The following is a 22,069-nucleotide window of genomic DNA, read 5'->3' on the forward strand; positions in this document are numbered from 1 at the left end:
CGTCCCGGATGCTCCTCCCGACCCGTGCGGTCAGTCGACGGCGAGCGCCTCGGTCGGTGACACCCGCATGGCCCGCCGGACCGGTGCGACCGTGGCGACGACCGCGAGCACGAGGGCCCCCACCACCACGACCGCGACGGTCAGCGGCGGCAGCACGGGCGTGACGACCGTCCCGAGCGAGCCGAGCATCGTCTGCCCGCCGACCCAGCCGTACAGGGTGCCGAGGACGAGTCCGGTGACGACCGCGGCGACGACCATCTGCACGGCCTCGGTCACGATCATGCGTCGGACCTGCGCCCCGGTCAGCCCGAGGACGCGCAGCAGGCCGAGCTCACGACGACGCTGGAGCACGCCGAGCGCGAGGGCGTTCACGACGCCGACCGCGGCGATCACCGCGGAGAACCCGACGATCACGCTCAAGACGGCGTTCAGCTGCACGAAGAAGTCCCGCTGCGCCTGGACCGCGTCCGCCGGCAGGGAAGCGTCGCCCATCGCCGCCATCTGGGTCTCGACCACGTGCTGCATGATCCCGAGCGCGACCGCGAAGGTGACGAGCAGGGTCACGCCGATGACGAGCCCGATGGTGGCCCGTGACGACCGGCCCGGAGCCCGCATCGCGTTGCGACCGGCGAGCAGGACGACCGGGTCACGGGACCCGATCCGACCGATGAACTGCAGGACCGGGGGCATCACGATCGTCGCGCCGACCGCGACCCCGGCGAAGGAGACGAACCCGCCGAGGGCCGCCGGCAGGACGGCCGCGGGCGTGGCGGGGCTGAGGACCAGACCGAGCACCATCAGCAGCGCACCGACCGTCATGAGCAGGACCGCCCAGACCGTCCGCGCCCGGCCCGACCGGACGTCGGCGTGGCTCGGCTCGACGGTCGATGACAGCGCCTGCAGCGGCGTGACCGTCAGCACCCGGCGGGACCCGGCCGCGAACGCGCCCCAGGTCGCCAGGACCACGGCGACGAGCGGCAGCACGAGTTCCCACGGGACGAGCGTGTAGGTGGTCTCCGGGAGGAAGCCGGTGCTCCGCAGGACCGCGACGAAGCACGCGGACAGCCCGGTGCCGACGACGGTGCCCACCGCGCCGCCGACGGCACCGACGACGAGGCCGGTGCGGATCGTCCGGGCACGCAGGGTGGCGCCCGTCGCCCCGATCAACCGCTGGAGGGCGATCGTGCGGGTCTGCCCCGCGATGATCGTGGCGCAGGTGTTCGCCGTCACGATCGCACCGACGTAGAGGGCGATGCCGAGGAAGAGCCACCCGACGACGGACAGGATCGCCCGGACGGGTGCGAGGTCGTCGAGACCCGCGGCAGCCATCGCCTGGGTCACGATGCCGGGAGCGATGACGAGGGCGGACCCGAACGTCGTGCCGAGGGCTGCGACGAGGACCGTCGGGGCGAACGTGCGCAGGCCGGTCACGCGGCTGCCTCCATCCCGAGCATCGTCGCCGAGATCTCGGCGGCGGTCATCGACGGGCGGTCGTCCACGATCCGCCCGTCGGCGAGGAAGAGGATGCGGTCCGCGTTCGCGGCGGCCGTCGGGTCGTGCGTGACCATGACGACGCTCTGCCCCCACTCCTGCACGGCGCCGCGGAGGATCGCGAGGACGTCACGCCCGGTGCGTGAGTCGAGGGCGCCCGTCGGCTCGTCCGCGACCACCACGGCGGGACGCGACGCGAGCGCACGCGCGATCGCGACGCGCTGCTGCTGTCCGCCGGAGAGTTGGTGCGGCCGGTGGGTCAGACGGTCACCCAGGCCGAGCAGGTCGACGAGCCGGTCGATCCACGCCGACTCGTCCCGGCTCGGCTGGTGCCCACCGAGCAGGAACGGCAGCCGGATGTTCTCCCGCACGTCGAGCGTCGGGACGAGGTTGAAGGACTGGAACACGAACCCGAGCCGGCGACGGCGCAGTTCGGTGAGCTCGCGGTCCCCGAGGCCGGTGATGTCGACCCCGTCGATCGTGATCCGCCCGGTGCTCACCGCGTCGAGCCCCGCGGCGACGTGCATGAGCGTCGACTTGCCGGAGCCCGACGGCCCCATCACGGCGGTGAACTCCCCCGCCCCGATGTCGACGCTGACGTCGTCGAGCGCGGTGACGCGGCGGGCGGCGTCGCCGTAGTGCTTGGACACGTGGTCGAGCCGGATGATCGGGGTGTGGTTGGTGGTCATGCTCCGAGCCTGGCGGCCGGGAGGCGCGTCCCGCGTCCGTCGCGCGGCTCCTGTGGATGGTCCGCTCGGCTCGACGTGCTGTGGAGGGGTCATCCTGTCGGATGACAGCGGGTCGCTCCGCCGGTCGACGCCGGGGTCAGTCGGCCCTGGGCACCAGCCCGTGCTCGTGCGCGAACACGACGAGCCGGACGCGGTCCCGCAGGTCGAGCTTGCTGAGCACGCGCGAGATGTGCGTCTTCACCGTCGCCTCGCTGACGTACTCGTGCTGGGCGATCTCGCTGTTGCTGTACCCGCGTGCCGCGAGGTCGAAGATCTCCCGCTCACGGGGCGTCAGCTCGGCGAAGGCGGCGGGCACCGCGGCGGCCTGGGCCGCGCCGTCGTCGTACCGGCGGAGGAGCTCGCGGGTGGCGGAGGCGGCGAACACGGCGGTGCCGGCGTGCACGGTCCGGACCGCGGCGAGCAGGAACTCCGGGTCGGCGTCCTTGAGCACGAAGCCGCTCGCGCCCGCCCGGATCGCCTTCGCGGCAGCCTCGTCGAAGTCGAAGGTGGTGAGCACGAGCACCTTCGCGGCGTCTGCCCCGCCCTGCTCGACGATCCGTGCGGTCGCGGTGATCCCGTCCATCACGGGCATCCGGACGTCCATGAGCACCACGTCCGCCCCGGTGCGCCGCACGAGCTCGGCGCCCTCGGCCCCGTCGCCGGCCTCACCGACGAACTGCAGGTCGGGCTGTGAATCGATGAGCATCCGGATCCCGGTGCGGAAGAGCGCCTGGTCGTCGACGAGGGCGACCCGGATCGGGCCACCGGTCGGCTGGGACGTGGTCATCTGGTGCGCTCCTGCTCCATCTGGGTGATGCGGCCGCGGGGGAACTGGCCGCTCGCGGGGACCGCGGGCATGCGCACGGCCACCACGAAGTCGTCACCGCGGTGCCCGGCCGTCATCGACCCCCCGGTCATCGTGACACGCTCGCGCATGCCGACCAGTCCGTGCCCGGTGCCGGGGCCGCTGGAGCCGTCGTCGGCGCGCCGGTTCACGACGGTGATCTCGACGGTGTCGGGACGGTAGGTCAGCGCGGTGTGGACCGGTGTCCCGCTCTCCCCGTGCTTCCACGCGTTCGTCAGGCTCTCCTGGACGATCCGGTACACGGCGAGCTGGGTCGTCGTGGGCAGACCGGTCGGGTCGCCTTCCCGGTCCACACGGACGTCGAGGCCGACCTCGCGCATCTCGGCCACGAGCACCTCGAGGTCGGCTGCCTCGGGCGTCGGGGCGGTCCCCTGCTCGTGCCGCAGGGCGCCGAGCAGCTCGCGGACGTCACCGAGGGCACTGCGAGCGGTGCTCGAGATGGTCTCGAGCGCCTGGTCCGCGATCGCGGGGTCGGTCTTGGCGGCGTAGCGTGCCCCGTCCGCCTGGGCGATGACGACAGCCAGCGAGTGCGCGACGATGTCGTGCATGTCGCGGGCGATCCGCACCCGCTCCTGCTCGACCGCGACCGCACGGTCGGCGCGTGCGGCATCCCGTTCGGCGACCAGCTGGGCCTCCCGGCTCATGCTCGCGGACCGGCGGGCGCGGCGGACGAGTCCGGCGAGCCACGGCAGCAGGAGCAGCAGCAGGACGCCGGCGAACGTCGCGAGCACGACCTGCAGGGTCTCGAGCGTGGGCGACGAGGCGGTCTCGATGCCGGAGCGGCGCTGGTGGTCGTACAGCCCGACGTACGCCGCCGCGACCGCGGATCCGCCGATGGCCGAGACCAGGCCGGCGATGCGGACGCGCTTGCTGCCGTAGGCGCTCGTGGTGAAGAGCACGCCGGCGAGCAGCGCGTTCGAGTAGTCCGGCACCTGCATGGTCACCATCTCGAAGACGGCGATCACCCACGAGAGTGCGAGCGACAGCCCCGGCGACAGGCGACGGATCGCGAGGGCGATGCTCAGTCCGACCACCGTCACCAGCCAGAGGGACGGCAGGTCGGCGGACGCACGCAGGAGCGTCAGCAGCCCGCCGAGCAGCACCGCTGTGGTGACGTCGGTGACGAGCTGCGCGCGCAGCAGGGGGCGGAACACCACCCCACGGTACGACGCGGCCGGAGGACGCGCGTCCGACCAGGGGATGACCCGGATCAGAAGCCCAGACGGCCGAGCTGCTTCGGGTCGCGCTGCCACTCCTTGGCGACCTTGACACGGATGTTCAGGTAGACGTGGCGACCGCCGAGCAGCGACTCGATCTCGGCCCGGGCACGTGATCCGACGTCCCGGAGCCGCTCGCCGCCCCGCCCGATGACGATCGCCTTCTGGCTGTCGCGCTCGACGAACAGGTTCGCGAAGATCCGCAGCGGTCCGTCGGGGTCGTCCTCGTCGTCGGGCTCGACGACGTCCTCGATGACGACCGCGAGCGAGTGCGGCAGCTCGTCGCGGACGCCCTCGAGCGCGGCCTCGCGGACGAGCTCGGCGATGCGGTCCTCGTCGGTCTCCTCGGTGACGGTGGAAGCGTCGTACAGCTGCGGCGACTCGGGCAGCAGCTTCGTGATCTCGGCGAGCAGCACCTCGAGCTGCAGGCCCTTCGTCCCCGACGTCGGGATGATCGTGTCCCACTCCCGCAGCTGGGACACCGCGAGGAGCTGCTCGCCGACGCGGTCCTTCGGGGTGCCGTCGATCTTCGTGACGATCGCGATCTTCCGCGCCCGCGGGTACTGGTCGAGCGACTCGTTGATGAACCTGTCGCCCGGCCCGATCGGCTCGTCGGCCGGCACGCAGAAGCCGATCACGTCGACGTCACCGAGCGTCGACTGCACGAGGTCGTTGAGCCGTTCGCCGAGCAGGGTGCGGGGGCGGTGCACACCCGGGGTGTCGACGATGATGACCTGGCCGTCGGGCCGGTGCACGATGCCCCGGATGGCGCGTCGCGTGGTCTGGGGCTTCGACGAGGTGATCGCGACCTTCTCGCCGACCAGGGCGTTCGTCAGCGTCGACTTGCCGACGTTCGGACGCCCGACGAAGGAGACGAAGCCGGCGCGGTACGGCCGGCCCGGTGTGTCGGTGCCCGTGGCCGCGTCGGTGTCGGTGTCCGTCTCGGTGCCGTGGTCGGGTTCGTGGTCGGTCATGCGTTCGGGGTTCCCGTCGTGCTCGGAGTGGTCTCGTCGAGGGCGTCCTCGGCGTCCTGCAGGGCGGCGCTCCGCTCGGCGAGGACGGTGATCAGGTGGCGGCGCTTGCCTTCGACACGGTCGGCGGTCAGCGCGACCCCGGAGACGGTGGCCTGCTCGCCGCGGACCGGCAGCCGGCCGAGCTCCTTCGTCAGCAGGCCACCGGCGGTGTCGACGTCGTCGTCCTCGAGCTCGACGCCGAAGAGGTCGCCGAGCTCGTCGATCGGCATGCGGGCGGAGATGCGCCAGACGCCCGGGCCGACCTCGGTCCGGTCGACCACGGTGCGGTCGTACTCGTCGGAGATGTCGCCGACGAGTTCCTCGATGAGGTCCTCCATCGTCACGAGCCCGGCGACGCCGCCGTACTCGTCGACCACGAGCACCAGGTGGTTCTTGGCGACCTGCATGTGCCGGAGGGTGTCGTCCGCGGGCTTCGACTCGGGGACGAACTCGGCCGGTCGCAGCAGCGCCGTCACCGGTTCCCGCTCGCTGCCGGGCTGCTCGTACAGGGCGCGGGAGACGTCGCGCAGGTAGAGCACGCCGAGCACGTCGTCGCTGTCCTTACCGGTGACCGGCATGCGCGAGACGCCGGCGACCAGGAACCGTTCCATCCCCGCGGCCAGGGTGGCCTCCCCGTCGACCGTGAGCATGTCGGTCCGGGGCACCATGACCTCGCGCACCAGGGTGTCGCTGAACTCGAAGACCGAGTGGATGAGCTCGCGGTCGTCCTGTGCGAGCACGTTGCTCTCGGTCGCCTCGTCGACGAGCGAGAGCAGTTGCTCCTCGCTCGACACCGTCGATGCGCTGCGGCCACGGCCGGGGGTCACCCGGTCCCCGATCGCGACGAGGAGCCCGGCGAGCGGACCGAGCACGATCCGGACGGCGCGCACGAGTCCTCCGGTGGCGCCGATGAGGCGCTCGGCGTGTGCGCGTCCGACGCTGCGCGGGCTCGACCCGACGAGCACGAACGACACGGCCGTCATGATCGCAGCGGACACGACCAGGGCCACCCACCAGGTGTCGAACACCGTCACGAGGGCGATCGTGACGAGCACCGCGGCGGCGGTCTCGGCGAGCACGCGGACGAAGTTCAGGGCGTTGACGTGCGCGCCGACGTCGTCGGCCACGGCCTCGATCGCACGACGGTTACGGCTGCCACGGGCGATCTCGTCGAGGTCGGCGCGGGACAGCACGGTGAGCGCGGCGTCGGACGCGGCGAGCAGACCGCCGACGACGACCAGGACGAACGCCGCCGCGAGCAGGACGGCGACGAGCACCATCAGGTCACCGCCCGCGTCGCTGTGCCGCGAAGGCGGAGAGGATCTCGCCCTGCAGCCCGAACATCTCGGCCTTCTCCTCCGGCTCGGCGTGGTCGAAGCCGAGCAGGTGGAGGATGCCGTGGCACGTGAGCAGCAGCATCTCGTCGGTGGTGGTGTGCCCCGCGGTCTTCGCCTGCTCGGCGGCGACCTGCGGGCACACGACGATGTCGCCGAGCAGCCCGGCCGGTGTCGGCTCGTCCTCGGTCCCCGGACGGAGCTCGTCCATCGGGAAGCTCAGGACGTCCGTCGGACCCGGCTCGTCCATCCACCGGACGTGCAGCTGCTCCATCGCGCCCTCGTCGACCAGGACGATCGCGAGCTCCGCGTCCGCGTGGACGTGCAGCGCGTCGAGCGCGAAGGCGGCGAGGCGCTGGACGGCCTGTTCGTCGACCTCGACACCCGACTCGTTGTTGAGCTCGATGCTCACCGGTTGCCTCCTCGGGCGTCGTTCTGGGGGTACGGGGACTGCTGGCGGTCCTGCGGCGGGCGCCCGCGACGCTCGGCTCGGTTCGCTCCGGCGGGGTTGCCCGTCGGCGCGGTCCCCCGGCCGGCGGGACGGTGCCCGGCCTGCTCCGCCAGACGTTCCTCGTCGTACACGGTGTAGGCGTCGACGATCCGTCCGACCAGGGTGTGGCGGACGACGTCCTCGCTGCCGAGCCGGGCGAAGTGGATGTCGTCGACGTCGCCCAGGATCCGCGTGACGAGCCGGAGACCCGACAGGTTGCCGGGCAGGTCGACCTGCGTGATGTCACCGGTGACGACCATCTTCGAGCCGAAGCCGAGGCGCGTCAGGAACATCTTCATCTGCTCGGGCGTGGTGTTCTGCGCCTCGTCGAGGATCACGAACGAGTCGTTCAGCGTCCGACCGCGCATGTACGCCAGCGGTGCGACCTCGACGGTGCCGGCTGCCAGCAGCTTCGGGACCAGCTCGGGGTCCATCATCTCGTTGAGGGCGTCGTACAGCGGGCGCAGGTAGGGGTCGATCTTGTCGGTCAGCGTGCCCGGCAGGAACCCGAGCCGCTCGCCCGCCTCGACCGCGGGACGGGTCAGGATGATGCGGGTGACCTCGCGCCGCTGCAGTGCCTGGACGGCCTTCGCCATCGCCAGGTAGGTCTTGCCGGTGCCCGCGGGGCCGATGCCGAAGGTGATGGTGTGCTGGTCGATGGCGTCGACGTAGGCGCGCTGCCCGTCGGTCTTCGGCCGCACCGACTTGCCGCGGCTCGCCACGATCGGGGTGCCGAACGTGTCCGAGGGCTTGCGGTCCTCGTCGAGGATCCGCGCCGACGTCGGGATGTCGGCCGGACCGATGTCCTGCCCGCGCTTCACCATGCCGACGAGCTCGTCGACGAGCGCGTGGGCACGGGCGACGTCGCGCTCGGGTCCGGTGAGCGAGACCTCGTTGCCGCGGACGAGCACCCGGACGCCCGGGTACTGCCGCTCGACCGTCTTGAGCAGGCGGTCCTGCGGGCCGAGGAGCTGGACCATCGCGATGCCGTCGACCCGGATGTCGACGACGACGTCGGACGGGTCGGACACGGGTCGGGTCGTGGGTCGGTCCGGTGCGGGCGCGTCGGACGCGGGGTGGACGGAGTCGTCAACCGGCAAGGAGATTCCCTTCGTGCAGATCACCTGCGAGGACGTGCGCGTGCACGTGGAACACGGTCTGACCGGCGGCTTCGCCGGTGTTGAAGACGAGACGGAACTGGCCGCCGGCCCGCTCGTCCGCGATGCGGCGGGCGGTCGCGACGACGTGCGCCAGCAGCTCGGGGTCACCGGCGGCGAGCTCGGTGACGTCGCGGTACTCCTCGGTCTTGGGCACCACGAGCACGTGGACGGGTGCCTTCGGGGCGATGTCCTCGAACGCGATCACCCGGTCGTCCTCGGCCACGATGGTCGCGGGGACCTCGCGCGCGACGATCCTCGAGAAGATGCTCGGCTCGCTGCTGCTCATGGAGACCATCGTAGGACCCGCCTCCGACGCCGCTACCAGCGCCCGAGCATGGTCTGCAGGACGGCCAGGGCGGACGGTCCGGCGGTCGAGGTGCGGAGCACGGTGTCCCCGAGCCGCACGCGGACGGCGCCGGCGGCCTCGAGCCGGTCGAACTCGGGACCGTCGATCCCGCCCTCGGGTCCGACGACCAGGACGATCTCGTCGACGTCGGCCGGCGGCTCCCACGCCGAGAGCCGCACCGCGCCGACCGGGTCCAGCACGACCAGCGCACGCCGCGCCTCCCGGCCGACCGCGGCCAGCTGCGCCGTCGTCACCGGTGCGTCCACCGTCGGGACGCGCGACCGGACCGCCTGCTTCGCGGCCTCCTGCGCGATCGCCGCCCACCGGGCGCGTCCCTTCTCGACCTTCGCGCCGTCCCACCGCGACACGCTGCGCGCTGCCGCCCAGGGGACGATGCGGTCGACGCCGATCTCGGTGGCTGCCTGCACCGCCATCTCGTCACGCCCGCCCTTCGCGAGCGCCTGCACGAGCACCAGCGCCGGACGCGGTTCCGCCTCGACGGCGACGTCGGCGACCGTCAGGGTCAGCGTGTCCTTGCCGGTCGACGCGACCGCGCCCGTGACGACCGTGCCCCGGCCGTCGGAGAGGCGCAGCGTCTCGCCGACGCGGACCCGCGCGACCGAGACGGCGTGTCGGCCCTCCGCGCCGTCGAGCGACACCGCGTCACCGGCGCCGAGGTCGTCGAGGGTCCCCGGACCGACGAGGTAGAGCGACGCCATCAGAAGTTGAAGAAGCGGTCGCGGAGCTTGCCGAACATGCCCTGCTGGAAGCGTGCGAGCTGCGGTCCCGGTGCCTTGTGCGTCTTCGCGAGCTGCTCGACGAGCCCACGTTCCTTGTGCGAGAGCTTGGTCGGGGTCACGACCTGCACGCCGACGCGGAGGTCGCCCCGGCCGGTGCCGCGCAGCTTCGTCACGCCGCGGTCCTTGATGACCAGGACGTCGGCGCTCTGCACGCCCGGACGGATCTCGAGCTCGACCGGCCCGTCGAGCCCGTCGATCGTCGTGTGCGCGCCGAGGATCGCATCGGTCATCTGGACCTCGAGCGTCGCGAGCAGGTCGTCGCCGTCGCGGCTGTAGACGTCGTGGTGGCGCACCTTGACCTCGAGGTACAGGTCGCCGGACGGGCCGCCCGCGGGTCCGACCTCGCCCTGGCCCGGCATCTGCAGGCGCAGCCCGGTCTCGACGCCGGCGGGGACGTCGACGGGGATGGTCCGGCGGGCGCGGACGCGCCCCTGGCCCTGGCACGTCGGGCAGGGGCTCGGGATGACGGTGCCGTAGCCGCGGCACGTCCCGCAGGGCGCGCTGGTCACGACGTTGCCGAGGAGCGAGCGGACCTGGCGCTGGATGTGCCCGGAGCCACCGCAGATGTCGCAGGTGCGGGGGCTGGTCCCCGGCGCACAGCACGAGCCGTGGCACGTGTCGCAGACGACGGCCGTGTCGACCTCGACGTCCTTGTGGGTGCCGAAGACGACCTCGTCGAGGTCGACCTCGATGCGCAGCAGGGCGTCCTGCCCGCGCTCGGCACGGCTGCGCGGACCGTTGCCGCGTCCGCCGCCGTCACCCCCGCCGAAGAAGGCGTCGAAGATGTCGCTGAAGCCACCGGCGGCACCGCCGCCGAAGGGGCTCTCCTGCGGGCCGGCGTCGTAGCGTCGGCGCTGCTCCGGGTCGCTCAGCACGTCGTACGCGTGCGTCACGTCCTTGAAGCGCTCGGCCGCGTCCGGGCTCGGGTTGACGTCCGGGTGGAGCTCGCGCGCCAGCCGTCGGTAGGCCTTCTTGATGTCGGCATCGGAGGCGTCCGGCTGGACGCCGAGGACGTCGTAGTGGTCTGCCACGGTTCCCTCAGTCGGTTTCGGTTCGGTCGGTGGGTCGCGGCGGTCGCCGCGGTCCGGTCTGGAGGCGCGGAGCCGGTCCGCTGGACACCGCGCGTCGGGCGCAGGGTCCGGTCAATGTTCGCCCAGCAGCTTGGACAGGTACCGTGCGACCGCACGGACGGCCGCCATGTTCGTGCCGTAGTCCATGCGGGTGGGGCCGAGGACCCCGAGTCGGGCGACCGCTCCGCCGCCGGCGAGGTAGCCACCGGCGACGATGCTCGTCGCGTCGAGGCCGTACTCGGCGTTCTCGACGCCGATGCTCGCGGCCACGGCCACGTCGTCCACCTGCATCTCGCCGAACAGGCGGAGCAGGGTCACCTGCTCCTCGATCGCCTCGAGCACGGAGAACAGTCCGCCGGAGAAGTCGCGTTCGCTCTTCGCCAGGTTCGCCGCGCCGGCCATGACCAGGCGGTCCTGCCGGTTCGCCGCGACCTGCTCGATGAGCGTCGCGACGACGACGCCGCCGAGGGTCTGCGCGTCCGGACGGAGCTGCTGCGGCACCTCGCGCAGGGCACGCGGGACGTCCTGCAGCAGGAGCCCGACGCTCGCCCCGTTCACGACGGTGCGGAGCTCGGTGAGCGACCCCTCGTCGAGGGGGACGTCCGTCTCGACCACGCGCTGCTCGACCCGGGCGGTGTCGGTGATGAGCACGACCATCAGGCGGGTGTCACCGAGCCGGACGAGCTCGACGTGCTGCACGCGTGCGCGCACCATCGACGGGTACTGCACCAGCGCGACCTGGTTGGTGAGCTGGCTGAGCAGGCGGACCGTGCGACCGAGGACCTCGTCGAGGTCGTTCGGCGTGCCGAGGAAGGTCTCGATGGCGTGGCGCTGCGCGCTCGACAGCGGCCGGGCTGCGGCCAGGTGGTCGACGAAGAGTCGGTACCCCTTGTCGGTCGGCACCCGCCCCGACGAGGTGTGCGGCGCCACGATCAGCTGTTCGTCCTCGAGCTGCGCCATGTCGTTGCGGATCGTCGCGGCGCTGACCCCGAAGGCGTGACGCTCGACGATCGTCTTCGAGCCGACGGGCTCGCGCGAGGCGACGTAGTCCCGCACGATCGCCTTGAGGACCTCGAGGGAGCGTTCGCTGACCATCCGGACCCCTTCCGTTCGATGCTGGCACTCGGACGTGTCGACTGCTGATCCTACGCCCGACCGCCGACCGACCGGGACCGCCGGGGCCCACGCCGGTACGCTCACGGCATGAGCTACGGACAGCAACCGGGCGGCCCGCAGGACGGCCGCTACGGCCAGCAGCAGGGCGGACCCCAGAACCCGCAGGGACCGCAGTACCCGGCCGGCTTCACGCCGCCCCAGCCGATGTCGCCGGAGGACCAGCGACTCTGGGCGACGCTGACGCACGTCGGCGGCATCTTCTTCAGCCTGGTCGTGCCGATCATCGCCTACCTGGTGCTGCGCGACCGCGGGCAGTTCGTGAAGGAGCACACCCGTCAGGCACTGAACTTCCACATCACGATGGCGATCGCCGGGTTCGTGTGCAGCCTGTTGGCGTTCGTCGTCATCGGACTCGTGCTGCTGCCGATCCTGTACGTGATCGTGATCGTCTTCGCGATCATGGCCGCCCTCGCGGCGAACCGCGGTGACTTCTACCGCTACCCGCTCACCATCGAGTTCATCAAGCAGTAGCGCGCGAGCGACCGCCGGCGCGTCAGTCGAGCAGCTCGCGGACGACCGCGTCCGCGAGCAGCCGGCCCTGCAGGGTGAGCTCGATGCGTCCCCGCACCGCGGCCGTGCCGTCCACGAGGCCACGCGCGATGAGACCGGCGACCCGGCCACGTGCCTCCCGGCCGAGCTCCGCGGTGGTGAGCTCGCCGCGGACGCGCGCGGCGAGCAGCACCCGTTCGACGTACCGGGTGTCGGCGTCGAGCGTCTCGCGCCCCGCCGCGGGCGACTCGCCTGCCAGCACCCGGTTCGCGTACGCGGCCGGGTGCTTCACGTTCCACCAGCGGGTGCCGGCGACCGCGGAGTGCGCACCCGGGCCGACGCCCCACCAGTCGTGGCCCTTCCAGTAGGACAGGTTGTGTCGGCTCGCGTGGCGCTCCGGACCACCGGCCTCGTCGGTGCGCGCCCAGTTCGAGACCTCGTACCAGGAGTACCCGGCGTCGGCGAGGGTCCGGTCGGCGAGCTCGTACATGTCGGCGGCGAGGTCGTCGTCCGGGGCCGGCAGGTCGCCGCGGGCCACCATGCGCCCCATCGCCGTGCCGTCCTCGACGATGAGCGAGTACGCCGACACGTGGTCGGGCGCGCAGGCCAGCGCGGCCTCGAGCGAGGTGCGCCAGTCGTCGAGCGACTCCCCCGGGGTCGAGTAGATGAGGTCGAGGCTGACGTCGAGGCCCTGCTGCTTCGCGAGGTCCACCACGACCGGAACCCGCTCGGGGTCGTGGGTCCGGTCGAGCGTCGCGAGGACGTGCGGGACGGCCGACTGCATGCCGTAGCTCATCCGGGTGAACCCGCCGCGCTGCAGGGTCGCGATCGCGTCCGCGTCCACGGAGTCCGGGTTCGCCTCGGTGGTGACCTCCGCCCCCGGCAGGATGCCCCACGTGTCGTCGATCGCCCGGAGGATCATCACCAGGTCGTCCGCCGGCAGCATCGTCGGCGTGCCACCGCCGAAGAACACCGTCGAGACCGGGCGTCGCGGCACCCCGGAGCGGTCGAGGACCTCGGCCGCCCACCGGATCTCCTGCACCGCGTGGCCGGCGTAGTCGTCACGGCGCACCCCGCGCAGCTCGGACGCCGTGTAGGTGTTGAAGTCGCAGTAGCCGCACCGCACCCGGCAGAACGGCACGTGGACGTAGACGCCGAAGGGGACGTCGCCGGCGCCGGGGCCAGGGGTGAGCAGGCCGTCCGCGGGAGCGGGATCGGCGATCGGGAGCGCACTCGGCATGGACTCCATTCTCGGCCATGATGGAGCCATGGAGCACCACACCGTCCCCACCACGGTGCTGTGGGACATCGACGGCACCCTCGTGCTGAACGCGGCGTCGCCCGGCAACCTGTACCACCTGGCCGTCGAGCGCGCGGTCGGCCGCGACCTCGTGCTGAAGGTCGGACACCAGCACGGCCGGACCGACGCCGGGCTCATCGCGGACCACGTCCGGGCACACGACCTCGACGACGCGCTCATCCCCACGGTCAGCCGGCACCTGCGCGACCTGACCGACGAGCGCTACGGCCGGGGCGAACGCCGCTCCCCCGCCCCCGGAGCCGCCGCGCTCGTCCGCCGGTTCGCCGGACTCGGCTGGCGGAACGGCCTGCTGACCGGCAACTCCGAGCACCGGGCCCGCGTGAAGCTGGGCGGGGCGGGCTTCGACCTCGGCGCCTTCGACTGGGAGCACTCGTACTTCGGGGACGCGGAGGTCGAGCGCACCGGCGTCACCGCACGCGCCGCCGCCGCCCTGTCCGGGGAGCGAGCCGTCATCGTCGGCGACACCCCGCGGGACGGCGAGGCGGCCGACGCGGTGGGGATCCCGTTCGTCGCGGTCGCGACCGGGGTCTACGAGGTCGACGCCCTGCGTGGGACGAGCGCGGTGTGCGTCGCGCGGGACTGCGTGCAGGACGCCCGACTGCTCGAGGAGGCGATCGCCGCGCTGCCGCCGCTGCGCTGAGCGGCGGCGGCGGTGGCGGTCGGTCGGTGCGCCGTACCGAGCACGCGGTCGGACGCCTCGTGTCGACCGGTCAGTCGCCGCGCAGTGCGCTGAGGTACTTCGCTGCCATGACCCGCTGCTGTCGACGGAGCAGCGGCGCCACGAACGCCCACTTCCGGCTCGACGGCTGCGAGAACTGGCGGACCTGCAGCCACACCGAACCGTCGCTCGTGCGCTCGACCACGAAGGACTCCTCGCCGGACAGCGGGTGCCCCTCGAGCGTGCCGTAGGCGAAGCCCTTGCGGTCGGTCTCGTCGATGATCGACACGACGCGGACCGGCGCGTGCACGGTCTGCCCGAACGCGTGCATCTCGAGCGTCGCCGTGGTGCCCGCCGTCAGCAGCGGGGTGCCGTCGGCGGCGAACTTCTCCACCCGGGGCGTGCCGATCGAGGCCGGTGCGATCGGGACACCGTGCTCGTCGAACGTCACCGGGTTGTAGCGGACCTCGTCGTCGTCGGGATGGTCCTCGACCTGCACCCGGATGCCGCTGCGCTCCTGGATCTGCCAGGTGAACGCCTGCGTCACCGCGGTCTCGAACCGGGCGTCGCCGTGGCCGATGCGCGCCCGCGACTCCGCCGGGGTGAAGCCCTCCGGCGGGTAGGTCATGAGGTCCGCCGCCTGCGTGGCACCGACGGCACCGTAGGTCAGGGCGGTCCGGTAGCTGCCGCGGGAACTCATGGAGCCATCGTACCGGGGCCGCTCGGTCCGACCTGTGTCAGCGTGGCGTGACGGCGAGGTTCCGCCACTCGGCCTCGGTGCCCTGCTCGCGGATCCCGACCGCGCCGCTCGTCGACGAGCAGGCACCGAAGGACACGCGACCCTGGACGGGTGTCCCGCCGTCGGCCGGTGACGCGGTGGCCGTGATCGTGCAGCCGACCGCCTCGACGGTGAGGTGCCACCACTCCTCGGCCTGCACCGTCCGACCGAAGGACACGAACGACCCGACGAACCCGGGCGACCGGTGCTCGCCGATGGTCATCCCGGTCGCGGTGATGCCGACGGAGTAGGCGCGCATCGAGTCGATCCCCGTGGACGGGTCGTTCACCCGGACGACGAGACCCGCGTCGCTGCCCGACCTCGGGGTGCGCATCAGGCGCACGTCGCCCGTCAGGGTCATGTCGCCCCAGACCCGGTTCAGGACCTGCTTGTCCCCGGTGTTCGCGTAGGCCGTGCTGCGGATCCGTTCCTCCTGCTGGTCGATCGCCCACGTGCCCCCGAACACCCGCGCGGGCGCTCCGTCCTCGAACCGGCCCGTGGCGAGGGTCGAGTTGTACGGGTCCGCCGCGAGCGAGGGTGCGAGGGCACCCGCTGTGGCCGTCACGAAGCGGTAGCCGGCTGCGCTGCCGTTGCCGCGCAGCCCGATCGCGCCCGACGTCAGGCAGTCGGCCGACGACTCCGAGACGCTCGCCCGCGTCCAGTCGTTCGCGCCGACGGTGGTCGACCAGGCGGTGATGCCGCACCCGGCGGCCTGCACGACCACGTGGTAGAACTGTCCGTTCGCGAGCCTGCCGGGGATCGTCGCGGACGCCAGTGGGGTCGTCGCACCGTGCTTCGTCCGGCTGATCGACAGCGTGTTGTCCGTCCGGTCCAGACCGATCGAGTACCCCGTGAACGCATCGGCACCCGGAGCGGGATCCGTGACGCGGACCAGGAGCCCTGCGTTCGTCCCGCTGTTCACCTGGACGTCCGCCTGCATCGTGTAGTCCGTCCACGACGGGTCACCCGTGACGGCCTTGGGCCCGTCGGAGGAGCCTGCCGTCTCGGTGAACGTGCCGTAGCCGAACTGCGTCCGGGTCGTCCAGGAGCCGCCGTAGGTCCTCCACGCCCCCTGCCCTCCGGCGAAGGAGTCACGGAACGGCAGGCCCGTCAGGGCGTAGTCACCGACCGTGCTCGCGGTGCTCCGGTTCGACGACGCCGCCGTGTACGCGGCGAGGGTGGGATCGGCCGTCGTGGTGACACCGGTCGCCACGGTGAGCGCCACGACGAGCGCCCCGGTGAGCACGCCCGCCGTCCTGGCACTCACGACGACACCGCCGGGAGGTCCGTCGCAGGGTCCTCCGTGTGCCCGGGATCGGGGACACGGAGGCTCTGCGACCGGGCCAGGAGGGCCCCGACGACGAGGGGTGCGGCGCAGAGCAGGGCGAGCACCGCCCAACCGAGCGGGGAGAGGTCGAGTCGAGCGGCGAGCGCGACCGCGCCGTCCGACCCCGGAGGCAGGGGCACCTGACCGACGGCACCGCTGACGAGCCGGTCGGACGCACCGGACGGTCCGACCACCCGGATCGGCAGCAGACCGGTCGAGACCACGTGTGCCACCGGCCGCGTCCCCGGGTCGACGCCGGTCACGACGAGGGCGGCGAACGGTCGGAAGACCGTCACCACGCCGGCCAGCACCGCGGCCGAGCCGAGCAGGCGAGCGGCGGTCCGCGGAGCGCCCGCGCCGAGGAGCCCGGTCAGGAGCCAGACGAGACCGACCCCGCCGACGGACCACGGCAGCATGCGGAGCGCCCACCCCGCACCGGGCAGGACTGCGACGACCCTGCCGACCACGTCAGCGCGGCTGACGGTCCAGCCGTCGGCAGCACCGTTCGCGTCGCCCTTGGTGGTGAACGCGCCGTCCTCCACCGCGCTGATGCGGTGCGTGTAGGGCAGTCGAGGCGCCGTCCCCCCGCCCTCGGCGACCGGTGGGACGAAGGTGATGACGTCGCCGACGGCCAGCCGGTCCGGTCCGGGCGGCAGGGTGACGACGAGCGAGCCGACGGGTGCCGTGCGGCCCATCGACGGCGTCCGGACGTCGAACGTCCGGACGCCCGCGGCCGTCGCGGCCCCGACACCGAGCAGCACGAGCAGGACGACGGCGACGGTGGCGACGAGCCGCACCCGCACCGCGCGGCCGGGAGCACGCCGGCGACCAGTCGCGGGGACGCCGATCGCGTCCCCGGTCTCCGCCACCGTCATGCGGTGAACGTCCACACGAGCGACTGGCTCATGCTCTGCGCCTGCGAGTCGTTCGGAGCCGCCGGGTCGAGGGCGACCGACACGACGGCGGTACCGCCCTGACCGGCCGCAGGCGCCGGGCTGACGGGGAAGGTCCGCCCGCCGACCGCCGCGGCGCTCTCCCCCGAGACCACGGTCGTGGTCCCCGTCGGCGTCGTCCACGTCACGGTGACGCGCAACCAGGAGCAGATGCTGTTCGACGTCGAGACGGTGCCGATGCAGGTGCCGGGGGTGAGCGAGAAGGCGGACGCGGTGACCCCTCCGGTGTTCCTGATCACCGTGGAGGTGCCACGCGTCGTGTCCCCCGGCCGGAGGTCCTTGCCCGCGTAGAGGTCGGTCGAGCAGGTCGTGGTGGCCGTGGCGGTGCTCCTGCACGCCACGGTCGAGGCGTCTGGGCCCTGCGTCATCTCGATCGAGACGGTGTTGGCGGTGTTCGTGGTGTTCGAGATCGACGCCGTGTACGCCGACGTCGTGCCGGTCGCCGTCAGTGCGAGGGCGACCGAGGCGACGAGTCCCGCCGCCGTGAGGAGCCAGCCCGTGCGCACCGAAGCCCGCGGGACGATCGTCGAGTGCCTTCCCACGACGGCACCGTCAGGCCGAGAACGTGAACGTGAGGGCCTGTGAGAGGGTCACACCCGACGTCGGCGCGGTCGCCCCGTCCGGGAGCGAGACCTGCACGGCCAGCGGGTAGCGCTCGCCTGCGGCGGGTGGGTAGGGCAGCGTGATCGCGTTCGCCGCGAGGTACGCGGGCGTCGTGGACGCGGGCAGCACGTCGGCGCCGCGCCAGGTCATCTTCACGACGAGCTGGCGGCACAGGTCCGACCCGCTCTCGGGCGTGGTCGCGCACGGTCCGCCGGTCAGCCGGAAGCCGGTGGGCGTCGCCGTCCCGGTGTTCTCGAAGAAGATCGTCTGGGGTTCCGACCGGCCCCCTGGTCGCAGGGACTGGCCGCCGTAGAGGTCCGGGTCGGTGCAGCTCGCCGTGCCGTCGGCCGCGGTCGTGCACGCACCCGGCGAACCGTCCGCCGTCGTCTCCACGATCTGGATGGTCGAGGTCGCGACCGTGTTGGTGCCGTGCAGGAAGGCCTGCGTGAAGACCGACAGCGTGCCGCTGAAGCTCATGGCGAGCACCACCGCAGCAGCGACGCCGGCGGCGACCAGGACGAGTTCGGACCGTCGGCGCCGTGCGCGGGGGACGGTCGTTGCGTGACGGGACATCGTGGTTCGCACCTCCGTGTGCACCCCGGGTCCTCGAGCGCCGTGGCGCAGGAGCACGCACGGTCCGGGCGGCCGGGTCCACCCTGAACTGAGGGGTCTTCAGTCGCCCTCGGTACAGATGCGACCGTACAGATCGGGTGACCTGCCCGGTCCCCCAGAGTGCGGGCAGACTGCCCGGTCCACCCACCGCATCCGCGGAGGACCAGGCCGGCCGCCCCCGAACCCCCGGCGGACTGCGCCCCGATCTCGTCCGCTTCGCGCACCGGGACGAGCGGATCCGGGAACGACGGAGCCCCGCTCGTGGCGGGGCTCCGTCGTGCTGCTCGTGCTCGCTGCGGCTACTTCTTCTTCTCTTCGACGTCGCCCGAGAGCGCTGCGATGAAGGCTTCCTGCGGGACCTCGACGCGACCCACCATCTTCATGCGCTTCTTGCCCTCCTTCTGCTTCTCGAGGAGCTTGCGCTTGCGGGTGATGTCACCGCCGTAGCACTTCGCCAGGACGTCCTTGCGCATCGCACGGATGCTCTCGCGGGCGATGATCCGCGCACCGATCGCGGCCTGGATCGGCACTTCGAACTGCTGCCGCGGGATGAGCTTGCGGAGACGCTCGGTCATCAGCGTGCCGTACGCGTACGCCTTGTCGCGGTGGACGATCGCGCTGAACGCGTCGACCTGCTCGCCCTGCAGCAGGATGTCGACCTTGACGAGGTCAGCGGCCTGGTCGCCGGTCGGCTCGTAGTCGAGCGAGGCGTAGCCCTGCGTCTTGCTCTTCAGCTGGTCGAAGAAGTCGAACACGATCTCGCCGAGGGGCATCTCGTACCGGATCTCGACGCGGTCCTCGCCCAGGTACTCCATACCGAGCAGGGACCCGCGTCGCGACTGGCAGAGCTCCATGATCGCGCCGACGTAGTCCTTCGGCGCGAGGATCGCCGCGCGGACCATCGGCTCGCGGACCTCGACGATGCGACCGCCCGGGAACTCGGAGGGGTTCGTGACCTCGGTCACGGTCGTGTCCTCGTTCGTGACCTCGTAGATCACGCTCGGGGCCGTCGTGATGAGGTCGAGGCCGAACTCCCGCGACAGGCGCTCGGTGATGATCTCGAGGTGCAGCAGGCCGAGGAAGCCGCAGCGGAAGCCGAAGCCGAGCGCCACCGAGGTCTCGGGCTCGTACACGAGGGCCGCGTCCGACAGCTTGAGCTTGTCGAGCGCCTCGCGCAGGTCCGGGTAGTCGGAACCGTCGATCGGGTACAGCCCCGAGAACACCATCGGCTTCGGGTCCGTGTACCCGGGCAGTGCCTCGGTCGCCGGCTTCTGCGCCGTCGTGACCGTGTCACCGACCTTCGACTGCCGGACGTCCTTCACACCGGTGATCAGGTAGCCGACCTCGCCGACCGACAGTCCCTTCGTCGGCTTCGGCTCGGGCGACGACACACCGATCTCGAGGATCTCGTGCGTCGACCGGGTCGACATCATCTGGACCTTCTCGCGCGGGTGGATCGTGCCGTCGATCATCCGGACGTACGTCACCACGCCGCGGTAGCTGTCGTAGACCGAGTCGAAGATCATCGCGCGGGGGGCCGCCTCGACGTCGCCGACCGGCGCCGGCACGGTCCGGACCACGCGGTCGAGGAGCTCGGCGACACCGACACCGGTCTTGCCCGAGACGCGGAGGACGTCCTCCGGCTTGCCACCGATGAGCTGCGCGAGCTCGGCGGCGTACTTGTCGGGGTCGGCCGCCGGCAGGTCGATCTTGTTGAGGACCGGGATGATCTCGAGGTCGTTCTCGAGCGCCAGGTACAGGTTGGCGAGCGTCTGGGCCTCGATGCCCTGCGCCGCGTCGACGAGCAGGATCGCGCCCTCGCACGCCGCGAGCGAGCGCGAGACCTCGTACGAGAAGTCGACGTGCCCGGGGGTGTCGATCATGTTCAGGGCGAAGGTCTGTCCGTCGAGCTCCCACGGCATGCGGACGGCCTGCGACTTGATCGTGATGCCGCGCTCGCGCTCGATGTCCATGCGGTCGAGGTACTGCGCACGCATCGCCCGCTCCTCGACGATGCCGGTGATCTGCAGCATGCGGTCGGCCAGCGTGGACTTGCCGTGGTCGATGTGCGCGATGATGCAGAAGTTGCGGATCGCCTCGGCCGGGGTCGCGGCGGGCTCGAGCGGCGCGGATGCTTGTGGGCTCACGGTTCCTCAGGGGGTCGGTGCGGTCGAACGATTGTCCCACGGTTGCACACGGGCAGCGCGCACCGCAGGCCGACCTGTGGAGGCGCGCCGGGGCCCTGGACGGTGTGCAGGACGGACCGGAGGCGCGTGGTCGTGCCCGTCACGGGCCTCCCGTCCGTCAGACGGTCACGCTGGCGGGCGCCGGCAGCGCTCCCAGGCCGCGACGGAGGTCGTCGACGGTCGCGGCCAGGCAGACCCGGATCCACCCCTCACCGGACCGACCGAAGGCGCTGCCCGGCGCGACCGCGACGTGCTCGCGGTGCAGGAACGCCAGCGCCCACTCAGCGACGTCGCCCTGCGACGCGTGCGAGACGTCGATCCACAGGTAGAAGGCGCCGCGCGGGTCGAGGTAGCGGATGCCCGCTGTGTCGAGGACCTCCTTCGCGACGGCGAGGTTCGCTCGGTAGTGCTCGCGTGCGTCCTGCACCGCCTGGTGGTCGCCCACGATCGCCGCCAGCGCCGCCCACTGGTCCGGCTCCGCGACGCAGCTGATCATCGCCTCCTGCGTCGTGCGCATCGTGGGCCCCATGCCCTTCGGCGTCACCAGGTAGCCGACCCGGACACCGGTCATCGCGTACGTCTTGCTCAGCGAGAAGGCGGTGAAGACCCGGTCGTCGTCGTCGAGGGCCGCGATGCTCACGTGACGCGTGCCGTGGGTGAAGTACTCGTAGACCTCGTCGCTGATCACCCACAGGTCGTGCCGCTTCGCCAGGGCCAGGAGCGCGCGCAGGGTGTCCTCGCCGAACACCGAGCCGAGCGGGTTCGACGGCGAGTTCACCACGATCGCACGGGTGTGCTCGGTGACGCTCGCCTCGAGTGCCGCGAGGTCGGGTTCGAAGTCGTGCTGCGGCTCGAGCCGGTACGGCACGGGGGTGGCACCGATGATGTGCGCGTTCATCGTGAAGGTCGTGTAGCCGGGGTCGGGCACCAGGACCTCGTCCCCGGGGCTCAGCACGAGGGTCATCGCCTGGAACAGCGCCTGGGTCGCGCCGATCGTCGTCCAGACCTGCTCGACGTCGACCTCGATGCGGTTCTCGCGACGGAGCTTGTCGCGGATCGCCGCACGGAGCGGTGCGATGCCGCCGTTCGGCGTGTAGTCCGTGCGGTCCTCGGTCCACGCGCGGCGCGCGGCCTCGCCGATGTGCGGCGCGACCGGGACGTCGGGCTCACCGATCACGAGCATCGCGACGTCGGTGTCGTCGGCTCGCAGCAGGGCCGCCTGCTCGTAGACGCGACGGATGCCGGAGGCGGGGACGGAGTCGATGCGTGGAGCGAGGGATGGCACCTCGTCACGGTAGCCCGTCCGTGTTGCGAGGGCGTTTCCGCCGTGGGGCCCTGCGAGGAAGCGCGGCGCGTCGGGGCTTTGGCGGTCCGTGGGTCTGCTGGTAGGGTTGGTGGCTGGCTTCCGCGTTCCCCGCCCACGGGTGGAACGCGATGCGACAGAGGGCCCCT

22 protein-coding genes are annotated in these 22,069 nt (G+C 72.0%); 2 read left to right on the forward strand and 20 right to left on the reverse strand.

Annotated elements, in window-relative coordinates:
* Positions 1–30 precede the first annotated feature (30 nt).
* The 12 genes from M3677_RS06870 to hrcA all read right to left on the reverse strand — a co-directional run bounded on the left by M3677_RS06870 (position 31) and on the right by hrcA (position 11,609).
* Positions 31–1,431 (reverse strand): ABC transporter permease, encoded by a 1,401-nt coding sequence (locus tag M3677_RS06870; RefSeq protein ID WP_251160108.1) that lies wholly within the window; start codon positions 1,429–1,431, stop codon positions 31–33.
* Positions 1,428–2,180, reverse strand: a complete 753-nt coding sequence (locus tag M3677_RS06875) for an ABC transporter ATP-binding protein (protein ID WP_251154955.1) — start codon at positions 2,178–2,180, stop codon at positions 1,428–1,430. The genes M3677_RS06870 and M3677_RS06875 overlap by 4 nt, the downstream gene beginning before the upstream one ends.
* Before the next feature lie 136 nt (positions 2,181–2,316).
* The gene (locus tag M3677_RS06880; RefSeq protein WP_066653881.1) at positions 2,317–3,006 is read right to left on the reverse strand and encodes a response regulator; all 690 of its coding nucleotides are present in this window, start codon (positions 3,004–3,006) and stop codon (positions 2,317–2,319) included.
* On the reverse strand, positions 3,003–4,238 hold the full coding sequence (locus M3677_RS18365; RefSeq protein ID WP_144411283.1) for a sensor histidine kinase: 1,236 nt from the start codon (positions 4,236–4,238) through the stop codon (positions 3,003–3,005). The genes M3677_RS06880 and M3677_RS18365 overlap by 4 nt, the downstream gene beginning before the upstream one ends.
* 56 nt (positions 4,239–4,294) lie before the next feature.
* Positions 4,295–5,275, reverse strand: coding sequence for a GTPase Era (era, locus tag M3677_RS06890; RefSeq protein WP_251154954.1), 981 nt, complete (start codon positions 5,273–5,275; stop codon positions 4,295–4,297).
* Positions 5,272–6,594 carry a hemolysin family protein gene (locus M3677_RS06895; protein ID WP_251154953.1) on the reverse strand — a complete coding sequence of 441 codons (1,323 nt, stop codon included), beginning with the start codon at positions 6,592–6,594 and terminating at the stop codon, positions 5,272–5,274. Before M3677_RS06895 ends, era begins: the two co-directional genes overlap by 4 nt.
* Before the next feature lie 4 nt (positions 6,595–6,598).
* Positions 6,599–7,060, reverse strand: a complete 462-nt coding sequence (ybeY, locus tag M3677_RS06900) for an rRNA maturation RNase YbeY (RefSeq protein ID WP_066653869.1) — start codon at positions 7,058–7,060, stop codon at positions 6,599–6,601.
* On the reverse strand, positions 7,057–8,118 hold the full coding sequence (locus M3677_RS06905; protein WP_235426623.1) for a PhoH family protein: 1,062 nt from the start codon (positions 8,116–8,118) through the stop codon (positions 7,057–7,059). The genes ybeY and M3677_RS06905 overlap by 4 nt, the downstream gene beginning before the upstream one ends.
* A gap of 109 nt (positions 8,119–8,227) precedes the next feature.
* Positions 8,228–8,584: a histidine triad nucleotide-binding protein gene (locus M3677_RS06910; RefSeq protein WP_066653863.1), complete on the reverse strand. Its 357-nt coding sequence runs from the start codon at positions 8,582–8,584 to the stop codon at positions 8,228–8,230.
* 32 nt (positions 8,585–8,616) lie between these two features.
* Positions 8,617–9,363, reverse strand: a complete 747-nt coding sequence (locus M3677_RS06915) for a 16S rRNA (uracil(1498)-N(3))-methyltransferase (protein WP_251160109.1) — start codon at positions 9,361–9,363, stop codon at positions 8,617–8,619.
* Positions 9,363–10,475 carry a molecular chaperone DnaJ gene (gene dnaJ / locus M3677_RS06920; RefSeq protein ID WP_251160110.1) on the reverse strand — a complete coding sequence of 371 codons (1,113 nt, stop codon included), beginning with the start codon at positions 10,473–10,475 and terminating at the stop codon, positions 9,363–9,365. Before dnaJ ends, M3677_RS06915 begins: the two co-directional genes overlap by 1 nt.
* A gap of 111 nt (positions 10,476–10,586) precedes the next feature.
* Positions 10,587–11,609, reverse strand: coding sequence for a heat-inducible transcriptional repressor HrcA (gene hrcA, locus M3677_RS06925; RefSeq protein WP_209683023.1), 1,023 nt, complete (start codon positions 11,607–11,609; stop codon positions 10,587–10,589).
* A gap of 108 nt (positions 11,610–11,717) precedes the next feature.
* On the opposite strand from hrcA, the gene M3677_RS06930 reads away from it, so the two are divergent.
* Positions 11,718–12,161, forward strand: coding sequence for a DUF4870 domain-containing protein (locus tag M3677_RS06930; RefSeq protein ID WP_235426567.1), 444 nt, complete (start codon positions 11,718–11,720; stop codon positions 12,159–12,161).
* Positions 12,162–12,183: 22 nt separating this feature from the next.
* Here M3677_RS06930 and hemW read toward each other — a convergent pair whose 3' ends face one another.
* A complete protein-coding gene (gene hemW, locus M3677_RS06935) occupies positions 12,184–13,419 on the reverse strand; it encodes a radical SAM family heme chaperone HemW (protein ID WP_066658103.1) in 1,236 nt (411 codons plus the stop codon).
* 28 nt (positions 13,420–13,447) lie between these two features.
* On the opposite strand from hemW, the gene M3677_RS06940 reads away from it, so the two are divergent.
* Positions 13,448–14,140 (forward strand): HAD family hydrolase, encoded by a 693-nt coding sequence (locus M3677_RS06940; RefSeq protein WP_066653854.1) that lies wholly within the window; start codon positions 13,448–13,450, stop codon positions 14,138–14,140.
* Between the two features lie 70 nt (positions 14,141–14,210).
* Here the strand turns inward: M3677_RS06940 and M3677_RS06945 are convergent, their stop codons facing one another.
* The 7 genes from M3677_RS06945 to M3677_RS06975 form a co-directional block, all read right to left on the reverse strand.
* Positions 14,211–14,858 carry a DUF1990 family protein gene (locus M3677_RS06945; RefSeq protein WP_251160111.1) on the reverse strand — a complete coding sequence of 216 codons (648 nt, stop codon included), beginning with the start codon at positions 14,856–14,858 and terminating at the stop codon, positions 14,211–14,213.
* A gap of 37 nt (positions 14,859–14,895) precedes the next feature.
* A complete protein-coding gene (locus M3677_RS06950; RefSeq protein WP_251160112.1) occupies positions 14,896–16,203 on the reverse strand; it encodes a family 16 glycoside hydrolase in 1,308 nt (435 codons plus the stop codon).
* A complete protein-coding gene (locus tag M3677_RS06955) occupies positions 16,200–17,138 on the reverse strand; it encodes a S26 family signal peptidase (protein ID WP_251160113.1) in 939 nt (312 codons plus the stop codon). The genes M3677_RS06950 and M3677_RS06955 overlap by 4 nt, the downstream gene beginning before the upstream one ends.
* Positions 17,135–17,758, reverse strand: a complete 624-nt coding sequence (locus M3677_RS06960; RefSeq protein ID WP_251160114.1) for a hypothetical protein — start codon at positions 17,756–17,758, stop codon at positions 17,135–17,137. Before M3677_RS06960 ends, M3677_RS06955 begins: the two co-directional genes overlap by 4 nt.
* Before the next feature lie 10 nt (positions 17,759–17,768).
* On the reverse strand, positions 17,769–18,392 hold the full coding sequence (locus M3677_RS06965) for a hypothetical protein (RefSeq protein ID WP_144411281.1): 624 nt from the start codon (positions 18,390–18,392) through the stop codon (positions 17,769–17,771).
* 338 nt (positions 18,393–18,730) lie between these two features.
* The gene (gene lepA, locus M3677_RS06970; RefSeq protein ID WP_066653837.1) at positions 18,731–20,578 is read right to left on the reverse strand and encodes a translation elongation factor 4; all 1,848 of its coding nucleotides are present in this window, start codon (positions 20,576–20,578) and stop codon (positions 18,731–18,733) included.
* Between the two features lie 157 nt (positions 20,579–20,735).
* Positions 20,736–21,902: an aminotransferase class I/II-fold pyridoxal phosphate-dependent enzyme gene (locus M3677_RS06975; protein WP_209683034.1), complete on the reverse strand. Its 1,167-nt coding sequence runs from the start codon at positions 21,900–21,902 to the stop codon at positions 20,736–20,738.
* Positions 21,903–22,069 lie beyond the last annotated feature (167 nt).

Origin of the sequence: Curtobacterium sp. P97 (genome assembly GCF_023712445.1) — a bacterium.
In the GTDB taxonomy this organism is placed as follows: Bacteria; Actinomycetota; Actinomycetes; order Actinomycetales; family Microbacteriaceae; genus Curtobacterium.